We start from the raw sequence: 19525 nt of genomic DNA on the forward strand, positions 1-19525 counted from the left end.
GGAAACCTTTTTATACCAAGGGCTATAATAAGCCGCCGGATTGATGAGGTAATAGGGGCGGAAATCCATCAGGGCTAGAGGCATCAGTGATACCTCATAAAAAAGCCGAATATATGGCTGCAATGCACTCTATTTCAACGATCAAAATTGTCTTGCAATCGGAGAGGGTCCATATATGGTATAATACCATTCCGCTTAATATAATGATCAGGTTTTACGCAGAGTAAATTACTAAGGTCAAGGCGCATGATTGAGTAATAGCCGGCTATTGCGATTGAATGCAACGCAGATATTAGTCATTTAAACCAGTAAAAACGATCAGTTACTTAGGCGGATTGGTATAATATTAACTGACAGCTGATCGCGTTTAGCTGTCAGCTTTACTACCAATTTTTTCCTAATGAGAAAAATACAGTCATCTCATCTTCTTCATAAGAACCAAAACTGGTCGCATATCCGACACCGATAACAGCGGGGCCAAAACTCGTGTCGGTACCTAAATAAATACTACCTGCTGTCACTAGCTCATCAATATTTACAGATTCTTTTAATGTCCAAACATTACCACTTTCAATACTTGTGCCTAGATAAAGAGGTAGACCTGTTCCCCCGGGAATATCACGCCCTAAATCATATTGATAAACCACTGCACCAAACACTTTATGTGCGCCAATTAATGCATCTTTTTGATAACCCGACAGGTTTAAAAACCCGCCTAATTCAGAGTAACGAAGAGAGAAATCATTATCGCTCAAAACCGTTGCAAAGGAGCCAATACCCACAAAAGTATGATGCCCTAATCCCAGCGCACCACGCCAATCAAGGCTTAGTTCAATGGATGGTTCATCTTGATTTTCAATCTGATTATGCAGATAATTATCCTTGCGCAAATAAACCTCAAAAAGTACTTTATTACCCTGTGTTGGAAAGTTAATACTATTTAGGGAGTCATATCCTAATGATAAATAAGCGCCTAAAGAATCATAATCTAGCTCATCATAAAAGGGATCATCAAAATGTACGGTCCCTAACTCACCCACAAATCCAATCTCAGAAAGCCCATAATCATTATAATGATAACCAACCCCTAGACGTAATTCAGCAAAGCGATTACGTAATTCAGGGCGAAGCTGATCAGCATTAAACTTATTCTCTGCAAACTTGTCCTCTTTATATTGTGCGCGAATACGTGAAAATATATCCTGCTGTTTATTGAGGGGTTGATAAAACTCGGTAGACACAGCACTTTCCCAACCAATAGAGAGCTCATTTTTCCACTGCCCCCCATTCTTGGTAACATCCGTTAATAGATAGGCAAAATCCACCGAAATCATCGATGTATTAGATAAATCCCCTTGCCAATCAAAGCCAAAATGCAGATAATTTGGCCCCCATGATTTAGCTTTAGTGGTTAACACAACGGTACGACCCGACTCTCCATCAACAAATTCAGCATTAACATAATCAAAACGATTAAGTGCATAAACGCTGTCAATAGCAGCCTCTAACTGCTCCTTACTAACAACATCTCCTATCACGATAGAAAAGTGCTTCTCAATAATAGAAAGCGCAACCTTAGATTGATTGTCGTATTCGATGTCAATAACAGGGTGAAAAAGAGGTAGCATCCAAGTACGGCTTTTCTGTTTTTTTGCAAAACGATATTGTGCAAACTCTTTATCTGTCACACTAAGCTCACGGATTCTTGTCAAATTTTCAAGCGCCGCCTGCTCTCCTTTTTCTAACGCAATACCAAGAATAGAAAAATCAGTCGGACTGAGATCATCAATATCAGGGCGAATAAGAAGGTCGCCCTCTTTAAGCAGGGATTTTTGATGATTGGTGGTATTAATGGTAAGGATAGTGGATAACTGACCCAGTATATCCACGGTGCTATTTATCTGTTCTTTTTTTAACAGGGAAGAGCCTATATCAATAGCGATAATAATATCCGCACCCATTGCACGCACAACATCAACAGGCATATTATTAGCAATCATGCCATCAACTAACAATTTCCCATCGATTTCAACGGGCTCTAAAGCCCCCGGCACTGCTGAGGAAGCTTTCATTGCTTGGGTAATGCTACCACTGCTTAATACCACGACTTCTGAGCTACTTATATCGGCGGCGACGGCACGATACGGGATAGCGAGATCATCGAAACTATCAAATATACCGACAGCCCCCGTTGAAAGCTTTAGGAGTTGCTGTGCAGATTGCCCCAAAAAAAGTCCAGTGGGCATCTTTAATTTGCCATCGCTGTAACCTAATCTAAAAGTAAGGTTATATTTATCTCGGAGTTTTTTATCTTCATATAATAGATTTTCACGCGGGATAAAATCAGAAAATCCTTTATCCCAGTAGGTATTGAGCATAATATCTTCAATTTGGGCAGGACTATAACCCAGTGCATACCAACCACCAATGTAAGAGCCAATACTCGTACCGACGACATAATCGATAGGCACATTATTAGCTTCTAAGATTTTTAATACACCAATATGAGCTGCGCCTTTAGCACCACCACCACTGAGCACTAATCCAATTTTAGGACGCGCCATTGCTGAAAATGCAAAACTCACTAAACAGACGAATAAAAAACCACGCATAAAAACCTTAACCACCCTTCATCGCTCCCATCATATCCCACATTGGTGTAAAAATACCTAATGCTAAAATAAGTACCATACCCGCCACAATAGAGATCAAAATAGGCTCGATTTTAGCGGTCATATTTTTAAGTTCATAATCCACTTCGCGCTCATAAAAATCAGCAGCTTCATTAAGCAGTTCATCCACCTGTCCCGTCTCTTCGCCGACCGCAATCATCTGTAATACCAATGGAGTGAATAAGCCAGCTGCCGTAGCCGTTTTTAATAACGGATCACCCGCTTCAATGCCACTGCGCATCGCTAATATTTTTTCTTGTAAATAATTGTTATCAACCGCATGTGCGATCAAATAAAGGGCATTATTAAGGGGGACACCTGCACTTAACATCATGGCAAAACTACGAGAAAAACGTGCTAACAGTGAACGCTCAATGACACTGCCCACAATGGGAATTTTTAATTTCCATCTATCCCATAGATATGCGCCCCTTGGGCTATTTAGCCAAATCTTCCCACCCACAAAAGTTGCCACTAAAATCCCCAACATAAGAGGCCAATAATTAACAAAGAAAGAGGATGTCCCAAGTAAAACTTGTGTGGTCCAAGGCAGTTCAGCATGAAATTTAGCAAACATACCTGCAAAGGTTGGGATCACATAAATATTTAAGATAACCATCGCAACCGCCAATGCAATCATCACAAACATTGGGTAACGCATCGCACTTTTAACCCGTTTTCGTGTTTCTATCTCTTGCTCAAGATATTCTGAAAGTTGCAGAAAAATACGATCGAGTTGACCGGTATTTTCGCCCACTTGAATCAATGAAACGTAGAGCTGTGAAAAAACACGTGGGTGTGCACTCATGGCGGCAGAGAGTGAATAACCATTACGCATACGTGTTAATACATCTTGTAATGATTCACTTAATAATTTGGAATGGGTCGATTCAGCAAGGCCATTAATGGCGCGCAGAATAGGAATGCCCGCTTTGGTTAACGAATATATTTGTCGAGTAAATATAATCAAATCAGAAAAATTCACTTTAGGTGCAAAAATCAACGTCAGATCAAGATCTCCACCGCCTGATTTTTTCTCTTTGATTGAGCTAGGTAACACCCCTTTTTGCATCACTTGATCCGCTGCAGTGTCACGTGAACTTGCTTCAACTTCACCGTTGACCGCGTTTCCCTGTGTATCACGGCCAATGTATTTAAAAGTAGCCATTAACGAAGAGTATCTAATGATGAAGGTTCACGAGGAGCAAGTGTTAATCCTGATTCAGCAGACTCACTATCAGGTACAGGCTGACTCTGCTTAACTGGCGCAACACTTTCAAAACGATCCACCAGTTTAAATACCTCTTCTAATGAAGTGATCCCCTGTTTTGCATAATCCAAAGCTGCAATCGCTAATGGCTCAAAATAGGGTGATTTTTTGGCTGCCACTGAAAAAGCTTCAGTATCATCAATACGCAGTGCAGATATCATATCGTCATCGAGTTCAAGCAGTTCAAACACACCGATACGACCTCGATACCCTGTAAACTGGCAACGCTGACAACCCGGTGCGCAGTAAAAAGAGGTACCTTGTAATGATTCGCTGCTGAGCTGGTCTAATAACAGTTGTTGATCCAGCGGTGTTTCATGTTGTGTTTTACAGTTCCCACACAAACGGCGAATCAAACGCTGCGCTATCACCGCACGCAAAGCACTCGCTACCAAATAACCTGGCGCGCCCATATCGAGTAATCGTAATGTACTGCTAATTGCATCATTAGTATGCAAGGTTGAAAGTACTAAATGCCCTGTTAATGCACCACGGATACCTATCTCCATGGTTTCGCTATCACGCATCTCACCCACCAATAGAATATCGGGATCTTGACGCAGTGCAGTACGCAATACAGTCGAAAAGGTTAAACCAATTTTAGTGTTAACCTGTACTTGATTAACACGAGGCAGTCGATACTCAACAGGATCTTCAACGGTAATGATTTTATTACCCGGTTTATTTAAAATATTCAAAGCAGAATAAAGAGTGGTCGTTTTACCACTGCCTGTCGGCCCTGTAACGAGAATTAATCCATTAGGGCGCTTTAGTTGTAACTCTAAACGCACACGCAGGTGTGGAGGAATACCAATTTCATCAAAGGTAAGTATGCCAGCAGACTGATCCAATAAACGCATCACCACTGACTCTCCCTCTTGAATCGGCATGGTAGAAACACGAATATCAATGCTTTTACCTTTAATCTTGATATTAAAACGACCATCTTGCGGCAAACGTTTTTCTGAGATATCAAGTTGTGCCATCAATTTCAAACGTAATACTAAGGCACTGGCAATACCACTTTCTGGTAACAGAGTTTCTTGTAAGACACCATCAACACGTTGACGAATACGTAACACTTTTTCATCGGGTTCGATATGAATATCTGATGCGCCAACCTGCACAGCATCTTCAAACAGAGACTGTAATAATTTAACCACGGTTGCATCCGAACCTTCCCCCCCTAACTCTAAACCACTGACATCAAAGGCAGAGGTTTCGCCATGCTCTTCACTTAACTTAACGGCAAATGAAGCGATCTCTTTGGTACGGCGATAAACTCTGTCAAACGATTCAATTAATTGATCTTCGCGGGCAATCATCAACTCAAAAGGGCGCCCTTTTAACAACGTTGATAGTACATCCAAGCTGTGTAGATCGGCAGGATCTGACACAACAAGGGTGATCATTTCACCATTATCATGAATTGCTAACGCACGTAAACGACGTGCATGCACCTCGGGGATAAGTTGCACCGCATTGTGATCTATTTTGACTTGGAGCAGATTTACAATTTTTATATTAAGTTGCTGAGCAAGAAAGGTAAGCATCTGATCTTCATCGATGTAACCTAAATGAATCAAGGTTGCCCCCAGTTTCAATCCCAGGTTACGCTGCTCTTTTAAAGCATTTTCCAATTGCACTTCGCTAATCAGTTGCTCATCGACAAGTAGATCACCTAAACGTTTTTTTAGTTGCGGTTTCATGGTTTCCCTTACTGATTAGCTAAATAGGTTAAACGTAGATTAATATATTTTTTGGCTTTACTGGAAAGATCGATCTGCAACAATGCTTTTTGATAGCTCTCAACTGCGAAGCCCTTTTTACCCTGTTTATCTTGAGCAATCGCCAGTGACATCCGCCAACGACCATTGCTTGGACGCACCAATAATAACCCTTGATACAAACGTTCAGATTGTGCATATTTTTCAAATTTTTGTGCCAAAATGGCATAACTGACATGATAATCAAGATTACCTTTAACCTTAGGCGGATACTGATTTAGATAAAGATAAGCTTTTTGTTGATCACCATTTCTTAAAGCAATACGTGACAACATCAAGTTAAAATCAGAATAATCAGGGTATGTAAGCGCCCCTTTTTTTAACAGGTTGGTGGCTTGGCGCTGTTCACCAATCCCATAGTAATAAAGTGCTAATGATTTACGCGTTTCATGTAGATCAGGTTTAATCGCTAATGCCCTACTTTTCTCTCTTGCCACTAATGTTAAGTCATTATTTTTACGTGCTATTGAAGCGCGCTTAAGGTGCAGTTCAGCACGTTGTAAGTTACTTAATACCGATTTTTTTATCTCTAAATGACCCGATTTTTTTTCCGGTGCGACAGGCTCTGCTTTTACAGAGACATTCTCTTTCATCACAATCACTTTGTGCACAGGCGTAGGTACGACCGTGGGTATTGAGGTTGGCGTTATGGTGGCAGCGATAACAACGGGCGCAGGAAGTGTTACTACAGGTATCACACTCGGCTTAATGGCCACAGCCACTCTTTTTACTGCACTAATGGGATCATTTGATGAGACCATGAATACATCTGCTTGGGTTATTTCCGTTATGCTTTCAATGTCTCCCTCTTTATTATAAATAAGATAAGAAAGGCCAATTGACGAAGCCAGTAACAGGCTAATTAAAATAAAAAGCAACCGTTTCTGATGACGTTTTTTAGTCGGCATGGATGCTAATATAGGTGATTCATCTGCTTGTAGATCTTGATGCATCTTGTTGATGATACTCATAATAGCCCTTTCCACCATAATAACAGGGTGCCATTAAGTATGATAAACGAGAGCAATAATAACCACCAAAGTGTATTTGATTGCACGGTATAAGCATCTTCTGTGTCTGCAACCGCCTCTTGAACCAGTTTATTGGTAATTTTATAGTGTTGCTGCCCATAACTTAAGATTAAGACTTTATGGGCAAGCACATTAATCAAACGAGGAATACCACGGCTTGCTTGGCTAATTTTACGACACACACTGCGACTAAATAGACGCGCGCCACGATAACCCGCTTGCTTTAAACGGGCACTTATATAATGCTCAATCTCTTTTTCTGAGAGAGCGCGAAGTTGATAAGAAAAAGTGATACGTTGGCGCAGTTGGCGCAGTTTATTATCAGCAAGGCGTACATCAAGCTCAGGTTGGCCAAACAGGACAACTTGCAACAGTTTCTGAGAGTATGTTTCAAGGTTAGAAAATAGACGTAATGCTTCCAAGGTAGAATCGGGCAATGCTTGCGCTTCATCCACCAAGACTAATACTTTGGTATCTTCGCCAAGCAATATTAATAAGCGCTGTTTAATTTTCTCGGTAAGTAGAAACTGATCTTCAAAATCAATTTTATTGATACCAATTTTATTAGCCAATACACAACGCAGTTCATGGGCACTTAAATAGGGGTTATCGATGTTGCAAATTAAATATTGCTCAGCTAACTCTTGCTGTAATTTATTACAAAGTAACGTTTTACCCGTACCCACCTCACCGGTAATTTTTAGAATACTTTCACCAAAAGAGAGTGCAGTAGTGATCACCTCTAATGCCTCTTTATGAGGAATAAAGTCGATATAAAAATGCGGATCTGCGGTTAATGAAAAGGGAACTTTTTCTAATCCAAAGTGTTTTAAATAGATCATTTCGATGGGTACCATTTTTCAATCAGATCAGAAGATTTTTGTATCTCCTGTTTCCAAGTATTTTTCTTCACCACTTGTGGTCTTACTAAAATAACCAACTCAGTTTTGTAACTTACTTTTTGACGATTAGTAAATAACTCGCCTAACCAAGGAATATCGCCAATAAAAGGCACTTTAGAAATCAAATCTTTTTCGATAGTTTTCATTAAACCACCAATCACAATCACATCACCTGAATTAGCTTTTACCACGGTATCTGTCTCACGCACGTCACTTTTAGCAACGGGTATGATGAGATCGCCAATATCCCCCCCAAAACTAATGGTTTTTATCTGCTCTTCAATATCAATAATGCTCGGATGAATATGTAATATAACAGAGTCATCATCATTAATTTTTGGTGTAACATCGACCGATATTCCCGCAAAGAAAGGTGTTAACTCTACCGTAGGGCTTGATGTTGTCGCAGTACCCGTCACCGTTGTCGTCGAGATGCCAGTCACAAAATACTCATCCCCGCCCACTTTAATCACCGCTTTCTGATTATTCATTGCAGTGATCCGTGGTTTAGAGAGTACGTTTACATCACCTTGCGTGGAAAGCAACGAAACAACTGCATTAAATGAGCCATTACTAATCGTTAACGCGCCACCACCACCAATGGTATTGCGAATTAAACTATCAGCAATTTTATGCACACTATCAAATAGGATATCTGTACTGCCAAAAGTATCACCTGTATTTGACCAACTAATACCCTGCTGATACTCATCACTTAACGTTACTTCAATAATTTGCATCTCAAGGATAACTTGGCGAGTAAGGTGATCCGTCTCTCTTTCTAAAAATTCACGTATCACCCTAATTTCATTAGGATAAGCACGTACGGTAATCACCCCTGACATCGGACTAATAATCACATTACGGCCTTTTTTATTTTCCAGCAATGCATTAATCTTATATTCCAAATAAGCCCAGTAATTGGTACTAGTAATAGTGGTTATTTTAGTGCCACTTTGTACACCATCTGAATCTAACTTACCTTCTAACTCTTTCATCTTCATACTACCGGGATCATCGTAACTGCCCGTTGAAGAGGTCGATGAAGAGGAGTCATCATCATTACTATTGTTATCGTCACGACTATTCCCATCGGTTAATCCGCCCGACAAGACGGTTGTTCGCGATGCACCACCGCGGTTCATAAAGAGATAATCAAGGGTAAAACTCGCAACACGCATTCCCGCTGGGTAGATATAATAAATACGCCCTTTAAGTTTTACTTCATAGCCATACATATCTTCAATAACACGTATTGCCTCAGCAAGGGTAACCTGTTTTAAAGAGAGTGTTATCTCGCCAGTGACATCAGGGTGAATCGCCACGCTGTAGTCAGAATCATCGATCATTGAAGCAAAAAATAGACGAGCATCAACATCACGCGCGGAGATATCAATACGTTTCTCTTCAACATAAAGCGCTTGTTGCTCTTCACCAAGCTCAGCATATAATTCGGCTTCAATATCTTTAGGCAGAATAAGCGCCGAAATCTGTTTATCTTCGGTTGTTTTTAGTAGTTCTTTTTGCGCACTGGCATCATTTTTTTTTGTTATCTGACATGCAGTTAACAGTAAAAGGCAACAGCTAATTGATATAATTTTTTTCATCTTTCTATTTTCCCATCTTTCTGTTTTCTTAGCGCAGGGCGCCTTAATCGGTAAAGCGTTCACTTGATGAATATAAGGTCAATTTATAAGTTTTATTTTGATATTCTAGTAACACTTTTTTCTTGTCAATTTTGGTTATTTTATAACCATTAATCCACTGCCCTTTTTGGTACATTTTATTGTCCAAAATGGCTTGTTGCTTACCCTGTTTAATAATAATACTTTGTAATGTTGGCAGGCCAGCGCGATAAACTTTGTTTACCTTTTTGACCTGAAAATTTAACGGTTTGGTTGGATCAACCAACACCTCCCTTTGCGCAACTTCACTTTGTGCAAAAAGGTTTGAGCTAATAAATAGCATAATAAATATATATTTAACCACTGACTAAATCCTGCTGGTCGCTTAATGTGTATATTTGAATAGTTACCTCTGCAAGTGGGTAGTTACTCACCTCATAATTCAATGAGTGCCAGTAAAATTTCTCTTGTAGCGTTTCTAAGTTTAATAGGTATTGATAGATAGCGTTATAATCACCCATCAGTGTTATCTCTAATGTATGTTTGTAAAAAACATCTTCATTGCTCGTTTGTGCTGATGAATTAAATGCCTTAATAGGTAATGATTTTAAGCTACTAATCCTCACGCCTGGGCTTTTACTTAATAGCTTAGTCAGTGCGATGGGCATTTTTTGTGCATGAATAAACTTCACCAGTTTATCATCGAGTTGCTTATCGAGCGCAGAGAGGGTTACCTCTGAAAATGCAATTTTATTATTGATCTCTTGCAGAGGATCTTGTAATAAACGCGCTTTAATTATGGCTATCTCGCTGTCAATTACCTTTGAGGCTTGCACACTTTTTTGTCGCACTTTTTCTTTTTTTATTTGCTGAATATTGGCAGGATCGATGATCCAAAAATAACTGATAGAGACACTACAAATAAGTAATGCACCCAACATAATAAAACGTTCACGCAAGGTCAGTTTATTAAAACTTTTTTCCAGTATTTGGTAACTGAATTTATTCACTATTTTTCCCCTTTAACTTACTGTTGGTTAACTGGAAAGTGAAAAAACCACGCTGTTCTGAAATTGATAATGCGTTAAATGCAACCGATGGTAACGCTGCGGTCACTTGCATATTAGATAACCACAAAGGCACAGAATCACTCTGTTTTGCATCACCTTCAATATTCAAAATCCCCTCCACCATCGAGAACCGATGAAGGGTTACATCAGGCATATCAGCATAAGATAAACCACGCATCAGCGCTGAAAAGCTTAACTGCTCTTGTAAATCAATGCCCGCTAAGCTCGAGAGTAAACGTTGCTTCGCTTTTATCTCACTTTGCAAAGTGGCATGTTGGCGTAGCTTATTATCGGGCGCACGATTCTTTTGCAATTCAACGACTAAATCGGATAACTGTAACTGTTTATCCGTCAATTGTATTTTTTGAATTAAGATTAATTCATTCAATGTTTGAGCCTGCTTGTTAACAACAAAATAACAGAGCAATGAAGCGCTGATACAAAGTGTGAGCAGTGACAACAGCTGCCTAAACGTTGCTTTTTCACGTTTAGGGTAACAACTAGGATGATACAGATTTAATTGTATTTTCATGCTTTACTCTCTGCAATTAAACCGCCATAAGCGAGGATCGCAAGAAAATCATATTGATCATCCTCTCCGTAGGGCACAACATTACGCGCTAAATAATTGCCCAATTTTTCAGAGAGTATTTTTATATCGGGGCAAACTAACGCAAGATATAACGTACCAATAGTATTAATACCTAATTGTGAATTGATGTAATCGAGCGCGCGCTGTAACTCTAAACTGAGGCCATCGAGCAACGCATTTTCCACCTCTTCCAATGGTAATGCCAGTAACTCATTAAAGCCTCGTAATCGATGGGTAAAATAAAGTTGTCCCTGCTTGACGACGGTTAATACCAACTCGTTATTTTGCTGTGAGAGTAAAATATTCGTTTCATCATGCATGCCTAATAACGCAGTTAAAGCAAGCTCTTCGACAGTGATCCCTTTCAGCTTCAAACCCAGCGTTAATAACATATCTCGGATCGTCAATACACGTGTTTGGGGTAAGTAGATAACGGTTATCTGCTCCCCTTTACGTTGCTGAAAAGGCATATCGTAATAATCCACCACCAGATCAAATACACTTTCAGAAACCAGATCTTTAATACTAAAAGGCAGTGTCGCTAATAACTCAGATTCCTCTACTTTAGGTTTTTCAAGATCCAGAGTTTGATAGAATTCTCGGCCTAACACCACAGAAACAAGCGCTCCTTGTAAATGATGTTCAGTAACCAATGCACTAAAAACATCCAGCCATTGATTTTCCGAGTTGATTGCCTTTTTAGCCAGCAAAACTAAGTCTCCCTCTTGCTGATGACAAATTGCAATTTGCTTGCCACCTAAATAGAGGCTGATCTGTTTTTCTATTTTTTTATTGAACAATTTTTTAAGCATAGTTACGATGGCTTTCTCTTTGTTTTATTGATTGTTTTATTGAAAGTTACCGATGAATAATAAGCGATAAAACGGTAAAATATTAATTTTATTTTTTAAATCTATTAAGCAGGCCGAGAAATAGTGAAAAAATCACCAATCGATCAACAAAAGTTACTGCAAAAGCAACTACAAAAATTAATATGTCCCTCTCCTTTACAGGAAATTACTCACCCGTTGTTTGATAAGAAAAAAATAACAGTTAGCGTGAAAAGGGATGATCTTTTACACCCTCATATATCCGGTAATAAATGGCGGAAATTAAAATTTAATCTTCTTGAAGCGAGAAAACAGGGCATTAACCACATCGTTAGCTTTGGTGGTGCATACTCAAACCATATCCATGCTTTAGCCGCCGCAGGTTTCTATTTTGGTTTTAAGACCAGTGCCATCATTCGAGGTGAAGCCCATTACGCCAACAACCCGACACTAAAACAAGCCCAAAAATGGGGGATGCAACTGCATTTTGTCACGCGCAAAGAGTACAGAGAGCGCCATAAGTGTGAATATTTACAACAGCTTCAACTGCGCTTTCCCGATGCGTTTATCGTTCCCGAAGGAGGAAGTAATCACCTTGCATTAATTGGCATGTCAGAGCTTTGCAATGAGATAAAAAGTCAGTGTAACAAAAAAATAGACCATATTGTTACTGCAACAGGCAGTGGGGGCACACTCGCGGGTTTGATTGCAGGCTTTTCACACAACCAGAACAACACAGCCCCAAAAATAACCGGTATTGCAGTATTAAAAGAGGCGGATTATTTAGTTGATAATATTAATATATTACTGCAACAAGGTGCGATTAAAGCAACAGTACCGTGGCAATTACAAACAGAATTTCATGGGGGTGGTTATGCAAAAATATCAGCACAACTGCTTGATTTTTGCCAAACATTTGAGAAACAGACAACCATCCCCATTGAACCCATCTACACAGGAAAAATGTTTTATGCTCTATTTGAGCTGATTAAACAGGACTATTTTAAAGCGGGAGAGCATATCATCGCCTTACATACGGGTGGCTTACAAGGGTTGCAAGGTTTAAAAAAACGAGCTTCAGATAAAAAATAAACCGCCCTCTTAAAGTAAAGTGATCGCGCACACTTTTTAAAAAAATGTTAAACAAGCATTATGAGAGAGGTAAAGATAGTTAACACTTACCGCGAACAGTTCCACACCAAGCAGGATGCTTACCCATAACTGACAAGGAAGTTTAACGATGCAACATAAACGGCTAAAACACGACTCGCGAGTACAATCTCACTGCAGGAAAAACCGGCTTTAAACAAACAGAATAAGTTTACTTTATAATCACTTGTTAATTTCATCATCAGAAAGTAGGACTAATACCTGCGTTGCATTCAATCGCAATAGCCAGCAGCTCTATTTGACTTCGTCAAACAGTACGCAGTACAAAAAAAATGACCATTTTGCTTATTACTCAATCATGCGCCTTGACCTTAGCTATTTTCCCTACGTAAAACCTGATCATTATATTAAGCGAAATGGTATAAAGGACAAGATCCTAAAAAATTAGGTGAATGGGCAGTTTGGAAAAAGATATAAATGAGATTGCCAGATCATTAAACGTAAAAAGGGATGCAATTGCACCCCTTTTTTATTGATTTAGTGAAAGAGAGTTATTTAACCTCTTTCCATACCCCCCATTTCCCCGTTGTGCCGGGCTCTTGTCCTTTGGTCCACCAGCCAGCAATATAAGTAACACCATTTAGTACAGCTGAATCACCACTGTTATAAATAGTGCTAGCACCCCATGTTGAATCACTAACTGCCGGTGTTGGCGTAGTGACTGGAATCGGAGTCACAACTACTGGTGTCGGAGTTGCAACCACAGGAGTGGGCGTCACTACAACGGGTATAGGAGTGACAACAGGTGCAGGTGTCACGACAGTGCTCCCTTCACAACTTACTTCATTCCAGAACCAAGAACCTACTTTTGGTGTTTCCCAAGTTCCGGGATTGTTCTGCGCTTCAAAACAAGCACCATCATAAGCAACAACATCACCATTACCTACCTTCGTTTCACCGGGAATAAAAATAATCACATCACCAATAACAGGTGCTGGCGTAATAACAGGTGTTGGTGTGACAGGTACAAATTTAATTAATGATAATTGATAGGAAAATTCATTGGCTGGTGCAAACACTTTATTAGCATAATGGTTATTCCAATCATACATATAATGATCGCCATGCCAGTTACCAATGACCCATGTGTCATTGGTATCCTGCATCACCATGTCTGCAATATCACCCGGCCATGAACCTACATTTTGCATGGTCACAACAAGTGATACGTCTGTTGTTTCTACACCCGCGGCATTAAAAACACGAAAACGCACGCTATCGTCGACTTCACTGTTGCTAAGAATGCCCGTTTCGAGAAAACTACCTAGTTCAACTAAACTAACAACAGGATCGATTGGCTCAGGTGTCGGCGTCACTTCAATTGGTATGCCATTTGCAACAAGGGTAATATCCGCACAGTTATAAAAACCTTCACCAGCAGGATCGTAACGCTGCCACCGACTCACTAAAACCGCATCACCACTGCGACCAGCAGGGACTGGAATAATAAAGGTATTATTCTTTGCCATCACAGTGTAGTCATCAACATGGATAAGCTCTAAATCATCCCAGTTAATAGGTTGCGTTGAGTCATAACTCTCTTTGGTTAAGTAAAACTGACGAAAAGAGGGATTGTGAGGTGCTGTCGCAATATGTTCAACCGCAATAGTATTTTCAGCACTGACTTGCACCACTGTTTTTTTCCAATCAGGATGCGCTAAATTGAGCCCCGATTTACTGCTATCACCCGCCGAACAAATCTGCCCATCTGGAATCGCTTGTTTAACCGCCTCCATATTATTGTAATCACTGACTAGCTTAGCAATCTCATTTTTTTGTACAAACTGCGTTGTTCCACTCTCATCAAACGCGGCTTTACAGGCTGCATTAGGAATATCTTTACCGTTCGTTGACCAATATCCCCCATCGTTATAACAACTTACTTGCCGAGCTGCTGGTGAACTTAAATATCCATGGGCAGAGACGGGTAAACTACTGATTGCAACACTACCAAACATGGCGACAGTGATCAGTTTTAAACTAAAACGTTTCATAACTACAATTCCTTTTGTTGTGAAAATCACCTGTAATAAGTTGTCTAACAAACCTTAAAAGTGATTAAGAAGCGAGTAAAACTCACAAATGGCATTGTACAGAGCTAACCATTGTATTCCCGATCTAACTCACAGAAATAGCACCAAATGTCAAAAATATGTTAAATCACTTCTTGAGAAGTAACAACAATATAGTCAAATTTTCCTTAATCTGAAAAGAGTAAGACAAAAGTTTAAACATCATCAAATAGAGTCTGGAGACTACTTAATTATCGATGATGACAGGCCAAGGATAGGCAATTAGATGAATAAGGACTGTTGACACTTTTCGTGAATAACTCACCCTTCCTTATTGATATTAATTCCTCTCCTTTGCTTGATTTAATTATTTAGGAATCGTTACACAATAACTTGCGCTAAATTGTTTTCAAAAAGCCTGAAATAACTGGTTATTTTGAAAACAAAAGCACAAATGATTTTGAAGTCGAGCCTTAGATCACTTACAAAAAAAGGAATGAATGTATAAAGAGAAATATTCTAGCGGCATCAATATTGGCAGCGATTGCAAGCGCAGTGCCTGCAGCACCAAACATCGATAGGTACGCTTCAAACAACCTACAATTCTCTAAAATCGAATTAGCCAGGGACACAACCTCTGGTTACAAGTCTATGGTTAAATACAACGGACAAGCAAACATCGTCATTAAATTTAATCAATGGAATGGCATGATGGAATCAAGCCTAACAGATCCAATGACAGGTGAAAATTAATCGCGACTAAAGCACAGAGTGTTTGGAAAGCGGGTGTTATCGATGACAAAGACATTAAAAATGGCTCTGTTCCATAATATGGTTGTCGATTAATTTACAAGTATTTAACTCCTTGTCAATGTTGAGATTGAATGAAATTCAACTTTTTTATAATGCCATGTAATTCAAAGGATTGCATCGTAACAACAGTAAAATGGAACAGAGCCTTAAAAATGTACATGCTTGGTGCTGATAAAAAGGTATTAACGGTTTTGTAGCCGGTTACGATGAGCAAACTGAAGCCCCTTATGTGTGGAACAAATCAACAGGTAAATTAATTGCATCCCTTATTTATTATCGCCTGCTTTCCCTATCCCAGTAAAATAACAAATAATTCAATCATCGCGATGACAACAAAGACGAAGCTAAAAGACTGCCAAAATCGAAGTGGATTTCGTTCGATAAGTGATAATGACGATCTATTTTTAGGTGCATTTTTATTCACAGGTGATAAGTCACTTATAAATTCACTCATTGCCGTGTAACGTTTAGCTAATATTGGCTGCGTTGCTTTTTCCAACACTTTATTTAACCACTCAGGAAGATCATTTCTAAATTGTTGAATAGGACGATACTGCCACTGTGACGATCTTGCTTTCTGTAATGATTGTGAGGTACTCGGCAGATAAGGTAATTCGCCACAAAGTAGCTCATAGTTTATCACCGCAATAGAAAAGAGATCGGATAATGACGTTGCTTGGCCACCATTTAAATACTCAGGAGCAATATAATCCAACGCACCTAATGGTAGCTCAGCAGATTCGGCGGTTATGATCTCATCAATACTATCGATTTGTATGCTGCCAAAGTCGATCAAGGTAATATCACCATTTGCACTGATGATAATATTTTCTGGTTTTAAGTCCCTATGCACCATGGCTGAGCGTTGTAATATACGCACTGCAAACACTATTTTCTTGATGATATTGCAAACCTGCACTAAAGGTGGATGGGTATTATTTTCCATCCAACTGCGTAAGGTAATGCCTTCTATAGGCTCACAAATATGATATATAAAAGGGGAGTCTTTGATACTTGGCAGGATCTTCATGATACTTGTTTGGGTTAGTTTTTGTCCTACCCACTGCTCTTTGCAAAAACCTTTTAAGTAGACAAGATCATCAACAAAATTTAACGATGGCATTTTTAATACCTGTTGTTTATTGGTATTTTGCTCTGTTGCCAAATAAACATGACTACGTGCGCCTTGATGGATAATTTTATCTATCTTAAAACCATCAATCTCATTACCCACAGATAAAGCCGGTGGAATAATTAAGTTAAGCGCATGGTTGAATAACTCCTCAATACCGGAGTTCGGTAAACTTTCTACCTTGAATAATAAACAGGATAAATTATCGTTACTGCCTTTGTATAAGGCATCACTACAAATTGTTTGTGCTACTTTTTCTAAAAAATTGCAGCTACACTTTTCTTTACTGAGCGTTGACAGTCGCTCGCTCAACCAATTGCTCGCTAACCAATCATGCACACCATCACTGCTTAGTAGAAAAACATCTCCCTGTTGTAATCCTACCGTTTGATAGTCAATATCCACATTACAATCCATGCCTAATCCACGGGTTAATACTGTTTTTTTAGCATATAGAGGTCGTGCATGATCGTGGGTTAGTTGTTTTAAAAGTCCATTTCGATAACGATAAATACGGCTATCTCCAACATGGAAAAGATGCGCAGAGGTGGATTTAAAAACAATACAACTGAAAGTTGTGATTAGACTATCATGACGAAGGTTTTCTTTACTGTGATGATATAACCAACCATTAAGGGAGTTCAAAACTTTACTTGCTGAAAGCTTAATGCTCCAACTATCGGGCGTGCAATAATAGTCATTTATAAACTGCGTCACACTGGTTTGACTGGCTTGCTGAGCATTGTGACTGCAGCTCACACCATCCGCCAAACAAGCAACAATGCCTTTATATTGCTTCTCTGAATAAGATGACGGTACTTTTACCGCAAACGCATCTTGATTAGTCGCACGTGTACCCGCATCAGAAAAACCACCAATACAGAGTTCAAGCTGTGCTTGTGCTTTTTTAGTCACCGTCACCTCCTTTTTTTTATTAAAATAAACCGTAACTACTCAGCACCCCTTCAAGTTTGAGGTGTTTTTATAAAAATAAACTGTAAACGATCAGGGCTAAGCCATTTAAGCTTAGTTCAAGGCGAAAAAGCGCAGTTTAGTGGTTTAAATGAGCATTTTTCAACACGGTTATCATAGAGAACTGAAGTTTAACCACGACAAACCTTAAATGGCAACGCCCGGCACAATTAATGGCTACCAACATCAATCATAGTGACACTACCGTCTTGATTTATTTCCGCTATCTGGCCTTTCGGTTCAACCATAAAGAGCAGAGTAATCAAACCACCAAACGCGGTCACAGCGATCACATAAAAGAACGTTTGGTAATCGACAAAGGATAAAATCGTTAAATAAACCACTGCACCAACATTACCGTAAGCGCCAGTCATGCCTGCAATTTGTCCGGTCATGCGGCGTTTAATCAATGGTACGGTTGCAAACACGGCCCCCTCTCCTGCCTGCACAAAAAAAGAACATAACATAGCGGCAGCAACCGCGACCCAAAGCGTCCAACTACCGTCAATTTGCGCCATTAGCAAGTACCCGAGTGCCAGACCTGCGGTCAGAATAATAAGCGTGACTTTACGTCCACATCGATCTGATATCCAGCCACCACCCGGTCGAGAAACAAGATTCATAAAGGCATAAGCAGCCGCCACCATGCCAGCAACAACAGGGGTTAATTCAAAGGTATCCAAGAAAAATAGCGGTAACATGGAAATAACCGCTAATTCCGATCCAAAAGTAGCAAAGTAAAGCACGTTTAACACCGCCACTTGTTTGAATTTATATTGATGTATTTCAGGTACTGGTGTGCTAAAAATGGATTTGTTCACTTTCCAAACCTGTGACCACTCATAAAGATACAAAACAAATAAGCCACCATAAATACAATAAGTAACGTTCGTTGAGATCATCTCTATATTGGCGGGTGATAACTTCCATGCAAGCAATGCCAGTGCGGCATACATTGGCACTTTCATCACCAGTAGAAAAAAGAAATCTCCTTTTGAAGTCACTTCCATCGCGGTTACATTTTCCGCTTTAAAATAGGTCGAGCCTTTAGGTGTATCGGTGATATTGTTATAAAAAACAAACGCAAATATCAGGCTGATAATGCCTGTTATCACCATTGCATAACGCCAACCGTCTTCGCCACCAAACATTAACGCAATAGTTGGTAATGTAAATGCGGCAGCTGCACTACCAAAGTTACCCCAACCACCATAAATGCCTTCAGCCGTGCCCAGTTCATTATGCGGAAACCATTCTGATACCAAACGAATACCAATCACAAAACCAGCACCAACAAAGCCTAATGCAAATCGTGAAATGGCCGCTTGCAGAAAGGTTTCCGACATCGCAAAGGCAAAACATGGAATAGCACAAATTGCGAGTAAGGCAGAATAAACCACGCGTGGTCCATATTTATCGGTCAACGAACCAACAATAACCCGTGCAGGAATGGTGATCGCTACATTCAGAATCAGTAGCGTTTTTATCTCTTCAGAGGTTAGCCCTAAACTCTCTTTTACTGCATGTAATAATGGTGCGAAGTTAAACCACACAGCAAAAGTGATAAAAAATGCCATCCAACTTAAATGCAACGTTTTCATTTTTCCCGAAAAAGAAAAAATGTTAAATGATGAACTACTCATTAAT

At 39.6% G+C, this 19525-nt stretch carries 15 protein-coding genes; 2 read left to right on the forward strand and 13 right to left on the reverse strand.

The genetic code is table 11. The annotated features are described in order from the left end of the window. Window positions 1-383: 383 nt before the first annotated feature. Genes G322_RS0106290 through G322_RS0106335 form a run of 10 tightly spaced genes read right to left on the reverse strand, consistent with a single transcriptional unit; the run spans window position 384 to window position 11761 of the window. Window positions 384-2612: a patatin-like phospholipase family protein gene (locus G322_RS0106290; RefSeq protein WP_022940961.1), complete on the reverse strand. Its 2229-nt coding sequence runs from the start codon at window positions 2610-2612 to the stop codon at window positions 384-386. A 7-nt stretch (window positions 2613-2619) separates the two neighbouring features. After that, complete coding sequence (locus G322_RS0106295; RefSeq protein WP_022940962.1) at window positions 2620-3840, reverse strand: type II secretion system F family protein; 1221 nt, start codon at window positions 3838-3840, stop codon at window positions 2620-2622. After that, the gene (locus G322_RS20060) at window positions 3840-5651 is read right to left on the reverse strand and encodes a GspE/PulE family protein (protein ID WP_022940963.1); all 1812 of its coding nucleotides are present in this window, start codon (window positions 5649-5651) and stop codon (window positions 3840-3842) included. Before G322_RS20060 ends, G322_RS0106295 begins: the two co-directional genes overlap by 1 nt. Before the next feature lie 8 nt (window positions 5652-5659). After that, complete coding sequence (locus G322_RS0106305) at window positions 5660-6700, reverse strand: tetratricopeptide repeat protein (protein WP_022940964.1); 1041 nt, start codon at window positions 6698-6700, stop codon at window positions 5660-5662. Beyond that, on the reverse strand, window positions 6697-7602 hold the full coding sequence (locus tag G322_RS0106310; protein WP_211217133.1) for an ExeA family protein: 906 nt from the start codon (window positions 7600-7602) through the stop codon (window positions 6697-6699). The genes G322_RS0106305 and G322_RS0106310 overlap by 4 nt, the downstream gene beginning before the upstream one ends. Then, entirely contained in the window at window positions 7599-9269 is a 1671-nt protein-coding gene (gene mshL, locus G322_RS0106315; protein ID WP_022940966.1) for a pilus (MSHA type) biogenesis protein MshL, read from the reverse strand. Before mshL ends, G322_RS0106310 begins: the two co-directional genes overlap by 4 nt. 43 nt (window positions 9270-9312) lie before the next feature. Further along, window positions 9313-9651, reverse strand: coding sequence for a hypothetical protein (locus G322_RS0106320; RefSeq protein WP_051143734.1), 339 nt, complete (start codon window positions 9649-9651; stop codon window positions 9313-9315). Then, complete coding sequence (locus G322_RS0106325; protein ID WP_022940967.1) at window positions 9644-10297, reverse strand: hypothetical protein; 654 nt, start codon at window positions 10295-10297, stop codon at window positions 9644-9646. The genes G322_RS0106320 and G322_RS0106325 overlap by 8 nt, the downstream gene beginning before the upstream one ends. Then, the gene (locus G322_RS0106330; RefSeq protein ID WP_022940968.1) at window positions 10290-10889 is read right to left on the reverse strand and encodes a hypothetical protein; all 600 of its coding nucleotides are present in this window, start codon (window positions 10887-10889) and stop codon (window positions 10290-10292) included. Before G322_RS0106330 ends, G322_RS0106325 begins: the two co-directional genes overlap by 8 nt. Beyond that, window positions 10886-11761 (reverse strand): hypothetical protein, encoded by an 876-nt coding sequence (locus G322_RS0106335; RefSeq protein WP_022940969.1) that lies wholly within the window; start codon window positions 11759-11761, stop codon window positions 10886-10888. Before G322_RS0106335 ends, G322_RS0106330 begins: the two co-directional genes overlap by 4 nt. A 156-nt stretch (window positions 11762-11917) precedes the next feature. On the opposite strand from G322_RS0106335, the gene G322_RS0106340 reads away from it, so the two are divergent. Beyond that, window positions 11918-12871 carry a 1-aminocyclopropane-1-carboxylate deaminase/D-cysteine desulfhydrase gene (locus G322_RS0106340; protein ID WP_211217134.1) on the forward strand — a complete coding sequence of 318 codons (954 nt, stop codon included), beginning with the start codon at window positions 11918-11920 and terminating at the stop codon, window positions 12869-12871. A 569-nt stretch (window positions 12872-13440) separates the two neighbouring features. On the opposite strand, the gene G322_RS0106345 is transcribed toward G322_RS0106340, so the two are convergent. Then, window positions 13441-14943 (reverse strand): lytic polysaccharide monooxygenase, encoded by a 1503-nt coding sequence (locus tag G322_RS0106345; protein ID WP_022940971.1) that lies wholly within the window; start codon window positions 14941-14943, stop codon window positions 13441-13443. Window positions 14944-15495: 552 nt separating this feature from the next. On the opposite strand from G322_RS0106345, the gene G322_RS0106350 reads away from it, so the two are divergent. Then, window positions 15496-15714 (forward strand): chitinase N-terminal domain-containing protein, encoded by a 219-nt coding sequence (locus G322_RS0106350; RefSeq protein WP_022940972.1) that lies wholly within the window; start codon window positions 15496-15498, stop codon window positions 15712-15714. Between the two features lie 349 nt (window positions 15715-16063). On the opposite strand, the gene G322_RS0106355 is transcribed toward G322_RS0106350, so the two are convergent. Beyond that, window positions 16064-17821 carry a bifunctional protein-serine/threonine kinase/phosphatase gene (locus G322_RS0106355; protein ID WP_022940973.1) on the reverse strand — a complete coding sequence of 586 codons (1758 nt, stop codon included), beginning with the start codon at window positions 17819-17821 and terminating at the stop codon, window positions 16064-16066. A 227-nt stretch (window positions 17822-18048) separates the two neighbouring features. Beyond that, complete coding sequence (locus G322_RS0106360; protein WP_022940974.1) at window positions 18049-19521, reverse strand: NarK family nitrate/nitrite MFS transporter; 1473 nt, start codon at window positions 19519-19521, stop codon at window positions 18049-18051. Window positions 19522-19525: the final 4 nt, after the last annotated feature.

It is taken from the genome of Psychromonas hadalis ATCC BAA-638 (assembly GCF_000420245.1).
GTDB classification, from domain to species: Bacteria; Pseudomonadota; Gammaproteobacteria; order Enterobacterales; family Psychromonadaceae; genus Psychromonas; species Psychromonas hadalis.